Here is a 16,452-nt window from a genome sequence, read left to right on the forward strand (position 1 = left end):
CGGAGCGCGGCGTCCGCCGGGCGAGGGCCGGATGGGGCGCTCCGGGGGCCCGGACGGCCCTGTGCCCGCCCGTGGCGTGGGACCAGCCTGGAAGCCGGACACGAGGCGAGGACCGCCCGGCGGCACGCATCCCGGGCGCCCGGCCGTGCGGCGATGCCCTCGTCGCTGAGCACGAAGACCCGGACAGCACCGAGGAGGGGAGAACGATGAACGGTCCTGTCGTGGTGGGCGTGGACGGTTCACCGTCCGGCCTGACGGCTGTGGCGGTCGCGGCACACGAGGCCGCGCTGCGCGGCGTGGGCCTCCGGCTGGTGCACGCCTTCGGATGGCCCGCGGCCCACGTACCCCCGATCGTGCCGCCCTGGGACCTGGCCGACGCCGGTGTGCGCGAACTGGTCGGCGGCACGCTCAGCGAGGCCGAGCAGTGTGCCCGCAGGACCGTGCCCGGTATCGACGTGCGGCGTGAAGTCGTCGTCGGTGAACCGGTGATGGTCCTGGAGAGCGAGTCCCGGACGGCGTCGCTGGCCGTGGTCGGCAGTCGGGGCCTGAGCCGTTTCGGCAGTCTCCTTCTCGGCTCCACCGCGGGTCATCTCGCCGCGCACGCCGCCTGCCCCGTGCTGGTGGTGCGCGGCCGGCCCCACCCGGTCGGCCCGGTCCTCCTCGCCGTCGACGGTTCCCCCGCGTCCCGCGGCGCCGTCGAGTTCGCCTTCGCGCAGGCCTCCCTGCACGGCGTCGACCTGATCGCGCTGCACGTCTGGAACACCCACACCGAGCGCGCCTACGACGGGCCCGCAGACCCGCCCTTCGTGACGTACGACGAGGACCGGCTGCGCGACGAGGAACAGCGAGTGCTCACCGAGGCGCTGGGCGGACTGCGGGAGAAGTACCCCGACGTCGCCGTCCACCGCAGGCTGGTACGTGGCCGTGTCCGGCACAGTCTCGTCGAGACGAGCGCGGAGGCCGGGCTCCTCGTGGTCGGTGCGCGGGGGCACGGCGGATTCGCCGGGCTGCTCCTCGGTTCGGTCAGCCAGGCCGTGCTCCACCACGCCGACTGCCCGGTCGTCGTCGTCCGGACGGGGGAGGAGCGGCCGTGAGCGCCCCTTCGACCGTCCCGGCCCTCCCCGAGGTCCACCAACTGGACGTCGGGGAAGCCGCCGCCCGCCTGGACGTGGATCCGGCGACCGGACTGAGCACGCGCGAGGTCACCGAGCGCGCCGCCGCCTTCGGTCCGAACCGGCTGGCCGAAGCCGCCCGGCGGCCCGAGTGGCTGAAGTTCCTCGACCAGTTCCGCAACTGGCTCATCGGCATCCTGCTGATCGCGGCCGTCGTCGCCGGAGCCATCGGGGACATCAAGGACGCCCTGGTCATCACCGTCGTCCTCCAGATCAACGCCGTCCTCGGCTACCTCCAGGAACGCCGCGCCGAGCGGAGCCTGGAGGCGCTGCGCCGGATGCTCGTGCCCACCGCCCGGGTCCGCCGCGACGGCGAGGAACGCCTCGTCGAGGCAGAGGCCCTCGTCCCCGGTGACGTGGTCCTGCTGGAGGCGGGCGACCGGGTGCCGGCGGACGGACGGCTGATCGTCGCCGAGTCGGTCGAGGTCGCCGAGGCGGCCCTGACCGGCGAGTCCCAGCCGGTCGCCAAGAGCACCGCCGCGACCGGCCCGGTGCCCCTCGCGGAGCGCACTGGCATGCTGTTCATGAACACGGCCGTCACCCGGGGCCGCGCCGAGATGCTGGTCACAGCCACCGGAATGCGCACCCAACTCGGCGCGATCGCCGAGGCGTTGCGCACCGGCCCCGAACCGGCCAGTCCCCTCCAGGTCCAACTGGACAGCTTGGGGCGCCGACTGGCGCTGGTCAGCGGCATCGCGGTCGCCGTCTACGCGCTCGTCGCCCTGGCCGAGGGAGAGTCCCTCGCCGACATCGCGCTGCGCGCCGTGGCCCTGGCGGTCGCCGCGATCCCCGAGGGCCTGCCCGCCGTCCTGGCCCTCACCCTCGCCCTCGGCGTCCACCGGATGGCCCGCCGCGGGGCCATCGTCAAACGGCTCGCCTCCGTGGAGTCGCTGGGGTCGGCGACGGTCGTGTGCAGTGACAAGACCGGCACGCTGACGCTCAACGAGATGACCGTGCGGGCCCTGTGGACGGCCGGCCGACTGCACGAGGTCACGGGCGAGGGGTACGGCACCGAGGGCGTCGTCCGTGGCGCCGAAGGCCCGGCCGGCCGGCTTCTCGACGCGGTCCTGCCGTTCGCCCTCTGCAACGACGCCCGCCTCACCGACGACGGCTACGTCGGCGACCCCACGGAGGCCGCCCTCGTCGCCCTCGCCGCCAAGGCAGGCATGGACGCCGACGGGCTGCGGGCCGAGCTGCCCCGCACCGCCGAACTGCCCTTCGACGCGGCCACGAAGTTCATGGCCACCTTCCACACCGACCCCGACGGCCGCACCCGCGTCCACGTCAAGGGCGCGGTGGACGTCCTGCTGGAGCGCTGCGCCGCGATCCGCACCGAGGACGGCGTGCGCCCGCTGGACGCCGCACAGCGGGCGAAGGTGCTGGCCGTCACCGCCGAGCTCGGCGGGTCGGGCCTGCGGGTGCTCGGCGCGGCCACGGCGGTCACCGAAGGCCCGCCGGACGCCACGGCACTGCCCCCGCTGACCCTCGTGTCCGTCGCCGGGATCGCCGACCCGCCACGCCCCCGGGCCGGGGACGCGATGGCCCTATGCCGCTCGGCGGGGGTCGCCGTGAAGATGGTCACCGGCGACCACGCCGACACCGCCGCGGCCATCGCCCGCGAACTGGACATCGCCGGGGAGGTCGTGACCGGGGCCGAACTGGACCGGATGACGGAGGCCGACCTCGCCGCGCGCGTCGACGGCATCGGTGTCTTCGCCCGGGTCGCCCCGGAGCACAAGGTGCTGATCGTGCGGGCCCTGACCAGCCGCGGCCACATCGTCGCCATGACCGGCGACGGGGTCAACGACGCGGCGGCGCTGCGGGCCGCGCACATCGGCGTCGCGATGGGGCGCACGGGCACGGACGTGGCCAAGGAGGCCGCCGACGTGGTCCTCACCGACGACGACTTCTCGACGATCGTGCGGGCCATCCGCGAGGGGCGGGCCATCTACGACAACATCGTCAAGTTCGTCCGCTTCCAGCTCGCCACCAACATCGGCGCCATCCTCACGCTGCTCGGCGCCTCGCTGGCGGGTCTGCCCGCCCCGTTGACCGCGGCCCAGCTGCTCTGGATCAACATCATCATGGACGGGCCGCCCGCGATGGCCCTGGCCGTCGACCCGGCCCGCGACGACGTGATGCGGCAGCCGCCGCGCGACCCGGCGGAACGCATCCTGGACGCCCGGCGCCTCACCGCCATCACCCGGGCCGGCGCCGTCATGGCCCTCGGCACGGTGGGGCTGCTCGCCGTGGCCCGCGACCGGGTCGGTACGGACACCGCGCTGACCATGGCCTTCACCACGTTCGTGCTGTTCCAGCTCTTCAACTCGCTGTGCGCCCGCGCGGACGACGGCCCCCTGCTGGACCGCCACCAGTTGCGCAACCGCACCCTGTGGCTGTGCCTGGCCGGCATGCTCGCCGTCCAGGTCCTCGCCGTCCATGTGGCATGGGCCCGCACCGTGTTCGGCACGGTTCCGCTGGACGCGGGGCAGTGGGCCCTGTGCCTGGGGACAGCGGCGACGGTGCTGCCGGTGGAGCTGGCGGCACGGGCGGGACGGCGGCTGGTGGGGCGCGGCTGACAGAGCGGCCGGTCAGCGGGTCGGGTGGTCCTCCGCCGCCTCCGGATGCTCCAGATGGGTGGCGAGCACCGCCGCCTGCACCCGCCGCTGCACGCCCAGCTTGGCCAGCAGCCGGGAGATGTGGTTCTTGACGGTCTTCTCCGACAGATACAACCGCTTGCCGATCTCCCGGTTGGTCAGCCCGTCGCCGATCAGCGCGAGGATCTCCCGCTCGCGCGGGGACAGGCCCGCCAGCTCCGGCGCCTCCGCCGGGGCCTCGACGGGCTCGGTGCGCAGCGAGCGCATCAGGCGGGCCGTGGTCGCGGGGTCCAGCATCGACTGCCCGGTGGCGACGGTCCGCACGGCGGACACCAGGTCGGAGCCCTTGATCTGCTTGAGGACATAGCCGGACGCGCCGGCCATGATCGCGTCGAGCAGCGCCTCCTCGTCGTCGAACGACGTCAGCATCAGCACCGCCAGCTCCGGCATCCGGCTGCGCAGCTCACGGCAGACGGTGATGCCGTCGCCGTCCGGCAGGCGTACGTCGAGAACGGCCACGTGCGGCCGTCCGGCCGGGGCGCGGACCAGGGCGTGCTCGGCGTTCGCGGCGTCACCGACGACGGAGATGTCCGGCTCGGCGTCCAGCATGTCCGCCACGCCGCGCCGGACCACCTCGTGGTCGTCGAGCAGGAAGACACGGATCGGGTCCTGTGCCGAAAAGGTGCGTGCCTCGGTCATGTCGACCCCCAGCTCCCGGGAGAGTGACGGGCTGCGGGGTGCCCGTGACATCGATCGTCACCCGTCGGGGCTGACTGCACCAGGGCCGACCGGCCCCAGTCATGCGCAGGATCAGTGAACGTCCGGCTCCGCGCCGTTGTCGAGCCGGAACTCGATGTCCACGACCCCCTCCACCGCACGCACCAGCCGGGCCGCCACCGGGACCAGGGACTTGTCCCGCACCCGGCCGCCCAGCCGCACGACGCCGTCGTGGACCTCCACGCGCACCGCGTTCGCGTGGGTCGGGAACAGGTAGGCGACGACCTCGCGCCGTACCTCCTCCGCGATGTCCTCGTCGTCGCGCAGGAAGACCTTGAGCAGGTCTGCCCTGCTGACGATCCCGACCGGCCGCCCCTCGGCGTCGACGACCGGCAGCCGCTTGACCCGGGCCCGCGCCATCGTCCGCGCGGCCTGTGCGAGCGTCACGTCGGGCGCGGTGGTCAGGGCGGGGGCCGTCATCAGCTCGCCGGCCGTCAGTGAACCGGCCTTCGCCAGGTCGGACAGCCGGCGCAGCTGGGTGTAGCGGTCGGGGTCGCTGTCGCGGAACTCCTCCTTGGGCAGCAGATCCGCCTCGGAGACCACCCCGACCACCCGGCCGCCGCCGTCCACCACGGGCAGCGCGCTGACCTTGCGGTCCTGCATGGCCCGCACGATGTCCTTGAAGGCGGCGTCGCGGCCGACGCAGGCCACGTCCCGGGTCATGACGTCACTGACGATGTGCGGGGTGCCGGACACGGTGACTCCTTGGTACGAGGTGGGTACGAGGGTGCGGTCAGCGCAATCCGCCGCTGCCGTAGGGGCCGTACAGGTCGAGCAGCCGGGTGCGGGCCGCCTGCAGACGGTGGGCGACGACCTCGCCGACCCACCGGGCGATCGTCCGGCCGAACTCGGGGTCGTCCTGGCACAGCTGACGCACGGCGGTCGCGTCGAACTCGTAGGCCCGCAGCGGCGACGCCGTGGTGGCACCCAGGTGCCAGACGTGCGGCGGGAAGAGCCAGGACCAGCCGACGAGTTCGTTGTGCCCGAGGGACTCGATGACCGCGGCCCGTCGGCCGGGCACCCGGATGTCCAGGTCGACCGTGCCGGTCCGGACGATCCAGAACCGGTCGGCGCGGGCGCCCTCCTCGAAGAGCCGGACGCCCTCGGGGAAGGCGACCTCGCGGGCGATCTCCATCAGGCGGTCCCGGTGCGCGGCAGGCAGCGCCCGCGGCATGCTCGTGGTGGCGGGTGCGTTCATGGCGTGCCTCCAGACGGTCGTGTGCCGCACGGACCCGAGGACAGGACGTACGGGCCTCGCGGCGGCATACGGAGCTACCACCACCAGCGTGGACGTCCGGGCACGCGCCCGACCATGGGCCACCCGGCCCCGTCCCAGGGCCCACCGGCAGTCCGTTGATGCCCTTCAGCACCCTGCGGACGAGGCACGGGACGGCGTTCGCTGGGGACGAGCTCACCGGCCCCAGCGCAAGGAGTCCAGCCATGCGTATCGTCGTCGCCCTCGGCGGCAACGCCCTGCTGCGCCGCGGCGACCGCCCCGACGCGGACGTCCAGCGGGCGAACGTCGTCCGTGTGGCCACCGCGGTCGCGGCCCTCGCCCATGAGCACGACCTGATCGTCACCCACGGCAACACCCCCCAGCTCGGCCTGCTGGCCACCGAGAGCGTGGCGGACCGGTCGCTCGTCGAGCCCTACCCGGTGGATCTGCTGGGCGCCCAGACCCAGGGTCTGATCGGCACCCTGCTGGTGCGCGGTCTGAAGGACGCGCTACCCGGGCGAAGGGTCGTCTCCCTGCTCACCCACACCCAGGTGCGGGGCGACGACCCGGCCTTCGAACGCCCCACGGAACCCGTCGGGCCGACCTACCCGGACAAGGTCGCCGACTTCCTGACGGCCAAGCACGGCTGGACGATGACCAGGACCCGGGGCGGGCTGCGACGGGTGCTCCCCGCACCGCAGCCCGAACGGATACTGGAGTGCGACACGGTCCGGGTGCTGCTGGAGACCGGGACCGTGGTGGTGTGCGCGGGAGGCGGCGGCGTGCCCGTCGTCTCCGACTGGGCCACCGGGGCGCTGCGCGGGGTGGAGGCGGTCGTGGACAAGGACCTCGCCGCCGCCCGGCTCGCCGAGGACGTGAAGGCCGACTTCCTGCTGATCCTGACCGACGTGCCCAACGTGTACGACGCCTACGGCACCCCGGACCGGCGGCCGGTGCTCGACGTCACGCCCGCCGAACTGCGCGCCGCGCGATATGCCCCGGACTCGATGGGACCCAAGGCGGAGGCGGCCGCCCGGTTCGTGGAGGGCACCGGACAACTGGCCGCGATCGGGGCGCTGGACGCGGCGTACGAGATCGTGCACGGCCGTTCGGGGACGCTGGTGAGGCCGGATCTCCCCGGCTCCTGACGGAAGTTCAACGCACAGCCGACCAGGCCCGGTAGGCCCTCACGGCCGTCGGCAGGGTCGGGAAGATCAGCTCCCGGCCCACCGACTCGACGAGGCCGTACGCCTCCAGGTCATCCAGCAGATCCTGTTTCACCCGGGCGAGCGCGAACACGATCCCGCGGGCCGTGAGTTCGCGCCGCAGGTCGTCGACCGCGTCCAGGGCGGTGATGTCGACCTCGACGTTCGCCTCCGTGTTGAGGACGAACCACCGTACGGGAGTGGTCTGTCCGTCGACCGCGTCCAGGGCGCGGCGGTGGAAGTCCTGCGCGTTGGCGAAGAACAGCGGGGAGTCGTAGCGGTACACCAGCAGCCCGGGGATCGTGCGGGCCGAGGGGTAGTCGTCCACGTCGTGCATGCCCGCCACGCCAGGCACCAGCCCCTCCACGGCGTCGTGCGGCCGGGCCACCCGGCTGAGCAGCTCGGCGACGGACAGGCCGACGGCGACCAGCACGCCGTACAGCAGATCCAGCGTGAGCACACCGGCCAGACAGCCGAGCGCCAGCAGCAGTTCGCGGCGCCGGAAGGAGGCGAGCCGCGCGAAGCCGGCCAGGTCCATCATGCGGACCGCCGCGTACGCGACGAGCGCGCCGAGGACCGCCGACGGGGTGCGGGTCAGCAGTGGGCTGAGGAACAGCAGCACGCAGAGCACGGCCGCCCCCGCCACCAGCGAGTACGCCGGGCTGCGGGCGCCCGCCGAGGAGGCGAGCGCGGTACGGCTGGCGCTGCTGCTGACCGGGAAGCCCTGCAGAAAGCCGGAACCGAGGTTGACCGCGCCCAGCGCCAGGAACTCCTGGTCGGCGTCCAGCCCCCGGCCGCCCTCGTCGCGGGGGTCGAAGGCGCGGGCCGTGAGGATGAAGTCCGTGTAGGCGACCAGCAGGACACCGAGGGCGGGCAGCACCAGGTGCGGCAGCTCGGTGAGGTCGGGGGCCGCGACCGTGGGCAGACCCGAGGGGACCTCGCCGATCACCTTCAGGCCGTAGGTGTCGTCGAGGTCGAAGACGGCCACGGTCGCGGTGCCGAGGACCACGGCGAGCAGCGGACCGGGCACCGTGCGGAACAGTCGCGCCACTGTGAACAGGAACGCGAGCGCGACGGCGGAGAAGATCGCGGTTGCCGGTTCGAGCTGCTTCAAGTGGCCCAGGAACGACCATAGTTGGGGGAAGAAGCCCTCTCCCGAGGTGTGGACGCCCGTGAGCTTCGGCAGCTGGTCCACGATCATGATCAGGGCCACGCCGGTCAGATAGCCGATGAGGACCGGGCGGGACAGCAGATCGGCGACGAAACCGAGGCGCAGCAGCCGGGCCGCCAGGCACAGCAGGCCGACCGTCACCGCGAGCGTCGCGGCCAGCGTGGCGTAACGGTCGGGATCGGCTCCCGCCAGGGGCGCCACCACGGTCGCCGTCATCAGCGCCGTCGTCGACTCCGGGCCCACCGACAGCAGCCGCGAGGAACCCAGCACCGCGTACAGACCGAGCGCCGGCAGGATCGCCCACAGCCCGGCGACCGGCGCCAGCCCGGCCACGCCGGCGTACGCCATCACCTGCGGGACGAGATACGCCGCCACCGTGACTCCGGCCAGCAGGTCACCGCGCAGCCAGTCCCGGCGGTAACCGGACAGCGAGGCGAGGCCGGGCGCGACTCGGCGCCACCCCGGGATGCGTCTGCCCGAGCCGTGTGACATGCGGTTCCCTTCGCCGGCTGCCATCAGGTTCAGCGACGGTACGCCCTGCGGGAAAGGGCCGTTCAGTCCCTCGGCCACACCGCCCCCGGGTGGGCCTGTCGGCCCCTGGCGAGGACCTGCGGCCCCTGCTGCGCCCCCGTCACCCTGGACGACGCTGAAGACAGACACCTACAGGAGGCAGAACCATGGTGCGCACCGTTGTCGCAGGTCTCGACGGCTCCCCGGAGAGCCGGGCCGCTGCCGAATGGGCGGCTCGCGAGGCGAGGCTGCGCGGCCTGCCGTTGAAGATCGTCCACGTGTGGGAGCCGGTCCCGGACCCCATGGCCCAGGCCCCGCTGCTCGGTGCGGAGACGCACGCGCACTGGAGCGAGCGGATTCCCCGCGAGGCCGCCGAGGGCCTGCGACTGCGGCACCCCGGCGTCGAGGTGGGCGTGGAGCAGCTGACCGGCGGCGCGGCCGAGGCCCTCACCAAGGCGGCCGACGACGCCGAACTGCTCGTCCTCGGCTCGCGTGGACTGAGCGGGCTCGGCGGATTCGTCGTCGGCTCCGTCGGCCTCTCCGTCATCGCCCACACCGAACGGCCCGTCGTCCTGGTCCGCGCCGGTGAGCAGGCCGCCGACGAGCACGAGGCTGACCCGGTCGGCATCCCGTCGGCCGCCACGCCGTTCAAGCCCGTCGTCCTCGGCCTCGACCCGCACGGCTCCGACGACACCGTGCTCGGCTTCGCCTTCGAGACGGCCGCCCGCCGGGGCGCTGGCCTGCGGGCCGTGTACGGCTGGAACCTGCCCCCGTACTACGTCTACGGCCTCTCCGCCGACCCGTACCTGCACGACGAGATCGCCCGGCAGCAGGCCGCGGCCCTCACCGAGGCCCTCAAGCCCTGGCGGCAGAAGTACCCGGACGTCGAGGTCACCGAGCAATCGGTGTCCGGCAGCGCCGGCAACCGGCTCGTGGACGCTGCCCGCGACGCCTGCCTGGTCGTCGTCGGCCGCCGCATCCGGCGCAGCCCGCTCGGCGCCCACATCGGCCCCGTCGCGCACGCCGTGCTGCACCACGCCGCCGCGCCCGTCGCGGTCGTCGCCCACAACTGACTGCACCAACAGAGGAGTTGACCCCATGAAGGCAGCCGTCGTACGAGCCTTCGGCGAGCCCCTGGTCATCGAGGAGCGCCCCGACCCCGCACCCGGCCCCGGCCAGGTCCGCATCCGGGTCGAGGCCTCCGGGCTGTGCCACACCGACATCCACGCCGCGCACGGCGACTGGCCCGTCAAGCCCAACCCCCCGTTCGTGCCCGGCCACGAGGGCGTCGGCATCGTCGAGGAACTCGGCGCCGGCGTCACGCACCTGAGCCTCGGGCAGCGGGTCGCGGTGCCGTGGCTCGGCAAGGCCTGCGGGCGGTGCGAGCACTGCCTGTCCGGCTGGGAGACACTGTGCGAGCAGCAGATCAACACCGGGTACGGCTGCGACGGCGGGTACGCCGAGAAGATGCTCGCCTGGGCCGACTTCGCCCAGCCGGTGCCCGCCGGCGTCAGCGCCGTCGACGCCGCCCCGCTGACCTGCGCGGGCGTGACGACGTACAAGGCGCTCAAGGTCGCGGGAGTCCGCCCGAGCCAGCTCGTCGCGATCTCCGGCGTCGGCGGACTCGGTCATCTCGCCGTGCAGTACGCGAAGATCGCCGGCGCCACCGTTGCCGCGATCGACGTCACCGACGACAAGCTGGAACTCGCCGCGGAGCTCGGAGCCGACCTCGTCATCGACGCCCGCAAGCAGGACGTCGCCCAGGTGCTCAAGGAGCACGGCGGAGCCCACGCGGCGATCGCCCTCGCCGTGAACGAGGCCGCGTTCACGGCCGTCAACTCCGGGCTGCGACGCGGCGGCAAGCTCGTCATGGTCGCCCTGCCCGCGCACGGCACCATCCAGGTCCCGATCTTCGACACCGTCCTGAACGGGACGAGCGTGATCGGCTCCATCGTCGGCACCCGGCAGGACCTCGCCGAGGTGTTCGACCTGCACGCGGCCGGCCGCACCAAGGTCATCAGCGAGACCCGGCCGCTGACGTCCGTCAACGAGTCGATCGAGGACGTGCTGCGCGGCCAGGTCAAGGCCCGCATCGTCTTCGACCTCGGCCTCGGGAGGTGAACGTGATGGACCTGCATGTCGTCGTCGGCGTCGACGGCTCCGAGCCGAGCCTGCGCGCCGCGGACTGGGCGGCCGACGAGGCCGTACTGCGGGGTGTGCCGCTGCGGGTGGTGTACGCGTGCCGGTGGGACCGCTACGAGGGCGCCGCCCTCGCCCGCGACCTCGGCAAGCCGTCCGCGGAGGTACTGCCCCAGGACGTCGTCGCCGGCGCCACCCGGCGCGTCCAGGCACGGCACCCCGACCTGAAGGTGACCGGCGACGTCGTCTTCGAGGAGCCCGAGTACACGCTGGTGCGCGAGGGCCGCAACGCCTCCGTGCTGGTGGTGGGCACCCGCGGCCGGAGCGGCGTCGCCGAGGCGCTGCTGGGATCGGTCAGCTTGACGGTGGCGGCACACGCCGACTGTCCGGTCATCGTCCTGCGCGGCAACCACGACACCAAGGCCGCCCACGGCACCCACGGCCGAGTCGTCATGGGCGTCGGCGAGGACCCCGAAGAGGCGGCGGCCGTACGGCGGTTCGCCTACGAGGAGGCCCGGCGACGCGCGGTGCCGCTGGATGCCGTACGCGCCTGGCGGTGCCCGGCGCACGAGACCACCGATCACCCGCTGCTGGCCGACGCCCCCGCCCGGCTGCACGAGGAGGAGGCCGCCAAGGCCCTGACCGAGGCCCTTGGTGACGCCCCACCGGACGTCGAGGCACGGCCCCGCACGGTCGAGGGACCCGCCCGCCGCGTCCTGGTGGACGCCTCCGAAGGCGCCGACCTGCTGGTCGTCGGAGCGAAGCGGCGCACCGGCCACCTGGGCCTGCAACTCGGCCGGGTCGCCCATGCCGCCCTGCACCACTCCGCGTGCCCGGTGGCGGTCGTACCGCATCCGGTGTGACGCGAGGCCCGCCGTGTGGTCCCGGACCTCGGTTCGGGGCCACACAGCGGGCGTTCGCATCAGGGAGTGAGTTCGGCCCGCCACGGGCGCGGCCATTCTCCTGCCGGCGGAGGGGCACCGGCGACGCCCAGGTCACGCCGCGCGCACTCGTAGAAGGCGTCCCGTGCGGAGCTCGCCCGCCGATGAGCGAGGGTCCAGTCCTGAGGGGTCTCGCAGCCCTCCCGCACCAGCAACTCGATCGTCCACACCATCTCGTGCCGGCGCCGCGCGGCGGCGATGGTCGCGGCGTCCCCGATCAGCAGTACCGACTCCCTCCCCCACTGCCCAAAAGGCGTGGGAGGTGCCCCCACGCGGCCCGCCGTGACTCGGCCTCCGCAAGCAGCGGCAGACCCTCAGCCGGCGGCAACGGGTCGGCGACATCCGGATATCCCAGGGCCGCCCCGATCCGCTGAGCGATGCGGAGTTGAGCCTTCAGGGCGTTTCCGTACGTGCCGTAGATCTCGAAGCGCTTCTCGTCCCACCGTTCCTCGCGCTGCCGCTTCCACTTCCTGCGCTCGGTCAGACTCTGCGCCGCGTACGACCCCACGGAACCGACCACTACACCCAGCAACGCCGGCAGCTGCTCCGCGAGCGACATCGTCCCCCCTCTCATCCACCCCGGCCGTGCCTGCCCTCGTGCCCCTACCCACCCGGCGAGCCGGTCCATCCCACGAGGGCCGACCGGCCCAGCGGGGCCGCCCGGGCGGCCCATGGGACCGCATCCGCATCTGCTGGACGCTCTAAGTGACGAGAAGACCTGTGAGGAGATCCGTCATGACGGACGACGCACTCAGCCGGCCCCCGGTCCACGCGCTGCTCGCGGACGGCAGCACGGTCCGCATCCGCCCGGTGCGGCGGGACGACCACGACCAACTCCAGGGGCTGTACGAGGAGATGTCCCCGGAGAACCTGCGGCTGCGGTTCTTCGCCGCCAGCCGTCGTTCCGCCGAGAGGGCCGCCGACCGCGCCTGCGCCCCGCACCCCGGGTACCGGGCCCTGCTGGCCGAGCGGGAGGGCCGGGTCCTGGGGCTGGCCGAGTACGACACCGGCGGCGCCGACGCGGACACGACCACGGCCGAGATCTCCATCGCGGTGGCCGATGGACTGCATCACCGGGGCGTCGGCACCCTCCTCATCGAGCATCTCGTCTCGGCCGCGCGGGCCGAGGGCATCACGACCTTCACGGCCGACGCGCTCTGCGAGAACCGCGAGGTGCTGCGGCTCTTCGCCGACCTCGGCCTGCACACCGCCCGCCGCTTCGAGGGCCCCGAGGTGCGCTGCACCATCGGCCTCGACGACAGCGACAGCTACCTCGACGCGGTCGAGGAACGCGGCCGGGCCGCGGACGTCGCCAGCCTGGAACCCCTGCTGCGACCGCGCACGGTCGCCGTCGTCGGTGCCGGACGCAAGCCAGGCTCGGTCGGCCGGGCCGTGCTGCACCAGCTGCGCACCGGCGGATACACGGGGCAGCTGTTCGCCGTGAACCCCGCCGCGCACGCCATCCTCGGTGTGCCCTGCCACCCGTCGGTCACCGCCCTGCCCAGGACACCGGACCTCGCGGTGCTGGCCGTACCGGCCGCCGCCGTCCCGGAGACCGCCGAGGAGTGCGGCAAGGCGGGCGTACGGGCCCTGCTCGTCGTCACCGCGGGACTGGACGCCGATCAGGCGAAGGCCCTGCTGGCGGCCTGCCGGGAGCACGGCATGCGGCTCGTCGGCCCCAACTGCCTCGGCATCTCCCACACCGATCCCGCATTCCGCCTCGACGCCACCTTCGCCGCCGGTCATCCGCGCCCCGGCAGCGCGGGCGTCGCCGTCCAGTCCGGCGGTGTGGGCATCGCCCTGCTCGACGGGATGTCCCGGCTCGGCATCGGCGTCTCCTCCTTCGTCTCCCTCGGAGACAAGTACGACGTCAGCGGCAACGACATGCTCCAGTGGTGGGAGAGCGACGGCCGCACCGACCTCGCCCTGCTGCACCTGGAGTCCTTCGGCAGCCCCCGTGCCTTCTCCCGCACCGCCCGCCGCGTCACCCGTCGGATGCCGGTCCTCACGGTCGACGCCGGCCGGACCGAGGCGGGCCGCCGCGCCGCCGCCTCGCACACCGCGGCTGCCGCCACCCGCACCATGACCCGCGGCGCCCTGTTCACCCAGGCCGGCATCACCGCCACCCGCTCCGTGGGCGAACTCCTCGAAGCCGCGGCCCTGTTGCACTCCCAGCCGCTGCCCGCGGGACCCCGTGTCCTGATCGTCACCAACGCGGGCGGCGCGGGCGTCCTCGCGGCCGACGCCTGCGCCGAGGCCGGGCTCACCCTGCCGACGCCCGCCCCCGAACTCGTCGACGACCTGCTCGCCGTACTCCCCGAGGGCGCCGCCGTCGGCAACCCCGTCGACGCCACGGCCGCCGTCTCGGAGGGGCAGCTCATGGACTGTGTGGACCGGATCATGCGGTACGGCGGCATCGACGCCGTCCTCGTGGCCCTGGTCCCCACGGCGGTCGCCGTGGCGACCGGCGACGACCTCGTCCGGGCTCTTACCGGCGCCCCCGGCCGCAGGTCGAAGCCGGTCGCCGCGGTGCGACTGGAACAAGCCCTGCCGGTCGAACTGTTGCCGGCCGGCGCGGGTGGCACCGTCCCGTCGTACGCCGAACCCCAGGCGGCCGCACGGGCGTTGGCCCACGCGGCCCGCCGCGCGGCTTGGCTGGCCCGGCCCGCCGGGACGGTCCCCGACCTCGACGGCGTGGAGACGGAACGCGCCCACGCCGTCGTGGAGACCTGGCTCGAAGCCCATCCGGACGGCGGCTGGCTCGACCCGCGCGCCTGCGCCGAACTCCTCGACTGCTACGGCATCCCCCAGCTGCCCTGGGCATGGGCCGACACCGAGGACGGTGCCGTGCTCGCCGCCCAGCGGCTGCGCGGCGCCGACGGCCGGGTAGTGATGAAGGGCCACTGGCCGGGCCTGCTGCACAAGAGCGCCCAGCACGCGGTCCATCTCGATCTGCGCGGGGACTCCCAGGTACGAGCCGCCTACCGCGACCTGGAGACCCGGTTCGCCGGGCTGCTGACCGGAGTCGTCGTGCAGCCTCTCGCCGACCGCGGCACCGAGCTGTTCGCGGGGGTCGTGCAGGATCAGGTCTTCGGCCCGCTCGTCCTGTTCGGCCTCGGCGGCACCGCGACCGAGATCCTCGGCGACCACGCCGCCCGGCTCGCCCCGCTCACCGACCACGACGTGCACGACCTGATCACGGCGCCGCGCTGCGCCCCGCTCCTTTTCGGAGCCGACGGCGCCGGGCCCGTCGACGTCGGAGGCCTCGAACAACTGCTGCTGCGGCTGTCCCGCATGGCGAGCGACCTGCCGCAGCTCGCCGAGACCGACTTCAACCCCGTTCTCGCGACACCGGGCGGAGTCAGTGTGCTCGATGCGCGCGTACGCCTGCTGCCCCGCAGGCCCCAGGACCCGTATCTGCGCCGTCTCCGCTGAGGAGGGACAACGATGAAGCACAACAAGGTCGGCTCCGTCATGACCACGGACGTCGTCCGCGCCCGGTACGGCACGCCCTTCAAGGAAGTGGCCCGGCTACTGGGCGAGCACCGCATCAGCGGACTGCCGGTGGTCGACGAGGACGAGAAGGTCGTCGGCGTCATCTCCGAGACCGATCTCATGGTCCGCCAGGCCGACGCCCCGGACCCCTACGAACCGAAGAAGCACTTCCGGTTCACCGCGCTCACCCGGCGGGGCCGCGAGCGGGCGGTGAAGGCCAGGGCCCGTACGGCAGGCCAGTTGATGACCTCGCCGCCCGTCACGGTCTTCGCCGACGACACCATCGTCGAGGCCGCCCGCACCATGGCCGAGCACCACATCGAACGGCTGCCCGTCCTCGACGAGGAACAGCGCCTGGTCGGCATCGTCACCCGCCGCGACCTGCTCCAGGTCTTCCTGCGGCCCGACGCCGGTATCCGTGCCGAGGTCATCGACGAGGTCCTGGTCCGCGCCCTGTGGCTGCCGCCGCGCAGTGTCGAGGTGGCCGTGGTGGAGGGCGTCGTCACGCTCTCCGGACACATGGAGCGCAAGAGCGAGACGGAGATCGCCGTCTCGATGACCCGTCAGATCGACGGCGTGGTCGATGTCGTCAGCAAGCTCAGCTACCGCCTGGACGACTCCCACGTGGAGCCCGCGGCACAGGCACTGCACGGCGTCGGCGACGACTGGCTCCGCAAGCTCTGAACACAGCGACCCCAGAGACCGAGAGGAGGTGGACCGTCATGACTGGTGGCGTACTGGTCGCCTACGGGACGACGAACGGATCCACCGCACAGATCGCCGAGACCGTCGCCGAGGTGCTGAACAAGGCGGGCCTGCAGGCGTGGGCCCGGCCGGCCGCCTCCGTCGGGAGCGTGGCCGCCTACGACGCGGTGGTCGTCGGGGGCGGGTTGTACGCGGGGCGCTGGCACCGGCACGCGCGCCGCTTCGTCCGCCGCCATCACCGCGCACTCGCCGCGAAGCCGCTGTGGCTGTTCAGCAGCGGACCGCTGGACGCCTCGGCGTCTGAGAAGGACATCCCGCCGGTGCCAGGCGTCCGGCGCGCCATGACCCGGCTCGACGCCCGCGGCCATGTCACCTTCGGCGGCCGCCTGGTGGAGGGCGCCGCGGGACGCATCGCCAAGATGATCGTCCGCAACGGGAAGGGCGGCGACTTCCGGGACTTCGCCCTGATCGAGGAGTGGGCCGAGGGCATCGCCGACGAGCTGACCAAGGAATGAGGAGACAGC

Annotated in this window: 14 protein-coding genes; 9 read left to right on the forward strand and 5 right to left on the reverse strand. The window is 73.4% G+C overall.

The annotated features are described in order from the left end of the window. Positions 1-206 precede the first annotated feature (206 nt). Positions 207-1,094, forward strand: a complete 888-nt coding sequence (locus IQ210_RS13545; protein ID WP_194079207.1) for a universal stress protein — start codon at positions 207-209, stop codon at positions 1,092-1,094. Then, positions 1,091-3,751, forward strand: a complete 2,661-nt coding sequence (locus IQ210_RS13550; RefSeq protein ID WP_194079208.1) for a cation-translocating P-type ATPase — start codon at positions 1,091-1,093, stop codon at positions 3,749-3,751. Before IQ210_RS13545 ends, IQ210_RS13550 begins: the two co-directional genes overlap by 4 nt. 12 nt (positions 3,752-3,763) lie before the next feature. Here the strand turns inward: IQ210_RS13550 and IQ210_RS13555 are convergent, their stop codons facing one another. The 3 genes from IQ210_RS13555 to IQ210_RS13565 all read right to left on the reverse strand — a co-directional run bounded on the left by IQ210_RS13555 (position 3,764) and on the right by IQ210_RS13565 (position 5,744). Continuing rightward, complete coding sequence (locus tag IQ210_RS13555; protein ID WP_194079209.1) at positions 3,764-4,468, reverse strand: response regulator; 705 nt, start codon at positions 4,466-4,468, stop codon at positions 3,764-3,766. Positions 4,469-4,579: 111 nt separating this feature from the next. Then, positions 4,580-5,242, reverse strand: a complete 663-nt coding sequence (locus tag IQ210_RS13560) for a CBS domain-containing protein (RefSeq protein ID WP_194079210.1) — start codon at positions 5,240-5,242, stop codon at positions 4,580-4,582. Positions 5,243-5,279: 37 nt separating this feature from the next. After that, entirely contained in the window at positions 5,280-5,744 is a 465-nt protein-coding gene (locus IQ210_RS13565; RefSeq protein WP_194079211.1) for a cyclic nucleotide-binding domain-containing protein, read from the reverse strand. A 242-nt stretch (positions 5,745-5,986) separates the two neighbouring features. Here IQ210_RS13565 and IQ210_RS13570 point away from each other — a divergent pair, with 242 nt between their 5' ends. Next, positions 5,987-6,910 (forward strand): carbamate kinase, encoded by a 924-nt coding sequence (locus IQ210_RS13570; protein ID WP_194079212.1) that lies wholly within the window; start codon positions 5,987-5,989, stop codon positions 6,908-6,910. Between the two features lie 7 nt (positions 6,911-6,917). On the opposite strand, the gene IQ210_RS13575 is transcribed toward IQ210_RS13570, so the two are convergent. Next, entirely contained in the window at positions 6,918-8,630 is a 1,713-nt protein-coding gene (locus IQ210_RS13575; RefSeq protein ID WP_194079213.1) for a SulP family inorganic anion transporter, read from the reverse strand. A 185-nt stretch (positions 8,631-8,815) separates the two neighbouring features. Between IQ210_RS13575 and IQ210_RS13580 the strand changes: the two genes are divergently transcribed. The 3 genes from IQ210_RS13580 to IQ210_RS13590 are packed head-to-tail and all read left to right on the forward strand — an operon-like array spanning position 8,816 to position 11,650. After that, a complete protein-coding gene (locus IQ210_RS13580; protein WP_194079214.1) occupies positions 8,816-9,721 on the forward strand; it encodes a universal stress protein in 906 nt (301 codons plus the stop codon). 25 nt (positions 9,722-9,746) lie between these two features. Beyond that, entirely contained in the window at positions 9,747-10,769 is a 1,023-nt protein-coding gene (locus IQ210_RS13585; RefSeq protein ID WP_194079215.1) for a zinc-dependent alcohol dehydrogenase, read from the forward strand. A 5-nt stretch (positions 10,770-10,774) separates the two neighbouring features. Then, positions 10,775-11,650 (forward strand): universal stress protein, encoded by an 876-nt coding sequence (locus IQ210_RS13590; protein WP_194079216.1) that lies wholly within the window; start codon positions 10,775-10,777, stop codon positions 11,648-11,650. Positions 11,651-11,945: 295 nt separating this feature from the next. Here IQ210_RS13590 and IQ210_RS47195 read toward each other — a convergent pair whose 3' ends face one another. After that, positions 11,946-12,287, reverse strand: coding sequence for a hypothetical protein (locus IQ210_RS47195; RefSeq protein ID WP_228047719.1), 342 nt, complete (start codon positions 12,285-12,287; stop codon positions 11,946-11,948). A 176-nt stretch (positions 12,288-12,463) separates the two neighbouring features. On the opposite strand from IQ210_RS47195, the gene IQ210_RS13600 reads away from it, so the two are divergent. From IQ210_RS13600 to IQ210_RS13610, 3 genes are read left to right on the forward strand one after another with little or no spacing between them, the layout of a single operon-like run. Continuing rightward, positions 12,464-15,163, forward strand: a complete 2,700-nt coding sequence (locus tag IQ210_RS13600; RefSeq protein WP_194079217.1) for a bifunctional acetate--CoA ligase family protein/GNAT family N-acetyltransferase — start codon at positions 12,464-12,466, stop codon at positions 15,161-15,163. 12 nt (positions 15,164-15,175) lie between these two features. After that, on the forward strand, positions 15,176-15,907 hold the full coding sequence (locus IQ210_RS13605; RefSeq protein WP_194079218.1) for a CBS domain-containing protein: 732 nt from the start codon (positions 15,176-15,178) through the stop codon (positions 15,905-15,907). Positions 15,908-15,945: 38 nt separating this feature from the next. Beyond that, positions 15,946-16,443 (forward strand): flavodoxin domain-containing protein, encoded by a 498-nt coding sequence (locus tag IQ210_RS13610; RefSeq protein ID WP_194079219.1) that lies wholly within the window; start codon positions 15,946-15,948, stop codon positions 16,441-16,443. Positions 16,444-16,452 lie beyond the last annotated feature (9 nt).

The sequence above is a fragment of the Streptomyces justiciae genome (genome assembly GCF_015163075.1).
In the GTDB taxonomy this organism is placed as follows: Bacteria; Actinomycetota; Actinomycetes; order Streptomycetales; family Streptomycetaceae; genus Streptomyces; species Streptomyces justiciae.

Excerpts from the sequence above, each read along its gene's own strand:
- IQ210_RS13545 (WP_194079207.1), top strand. The coding sequence starts at position 207 with ATGAACGGTCCTGTCGTGGTGGGCGTGGACGGTTCACCGTCCGGCCTG.
- IQ210_RS13555 (WP_194079209.1), bottom strand. The coding sequence starts at position 4,468 with ATGACCGAGGCACGCACCTTTTCGGCACAGGACCCGATCCGTGTCTTC.
- IQ210_RS13565 (WP_194079211.1), bottom strand. The coding sequence starts at position 5,744 with ATGAACGCACCCGCCACCACGAGCATGCCGCGGGCGCTGCCTGCCGCG.
- IQ210_RS13570 (WP_194079212.1), top strand. The coding sequence starts at position 5,987 with ATGCGTATCGTCGTCGCCCTCGGCGGCAACGCCCTGCTGCGCCGCGGC.
- IQ210_RS13575 (WP_194079213.1), bottom strand. The coding sequence starts at position 8,630 with ATGTCACACGGCTCGGGCAGACGCATCCCGGGGTGGCGCCGAGTCGCG.
- IQ210_RS13580 (WP_194079214.1), top strand. The coding sequence starts at position 8,816 with ATGGTGCGCACCGTTGTCGCAGGTCTCGACGGCTCCCCGGAGAGCCGG.
- IQ210_RS13585 (WP_194079215.1), top strand. The coding sequence starts at position 9,747 with ATGAAGGCAGCCGTCGTACGAGCCTTCGGCGAGCCCCTGGTCATCGAG.
- IQ210_RS13590 (WP_194079216.1), top strand. The coding sequence starts at position 10,775 with ATGGACCTGCATGTCGTCGTCGGCGTCGACGGCTCCGAGCCGAGCCTG.
- IQ210_RS47195 (WP_228047719.1), bottom strand. The coding sequence starts at position 12,287 with ATGTCGCTCGCGGAGCAGCTGCCGGCGTTGCTGGGTGTAGTGGTCGGT.
- IQ210_RS13600 (WP_194079217.1), top strand. The coding sequence starts at position 12,464 with ATGACGGACGACGCACTCAGCCGGCCCCCGGTCCACGCGCTGCTCGCG.
- IQ210_RS13605 (WP_194079218.1), top strand. The coding sequence starts at position 15,176 with ATGAAGCACAACAAGGTCGGCTCCGTCATGACCACGGACGTCGTCCGC.
- IQ210_RS13610 (WP_194079219.1), top strand. The coding sequence starts at position 15,946 with ATGACTGGTGGCGTACTGGTCGCCTACGGGACGACGAACGGATCCACC.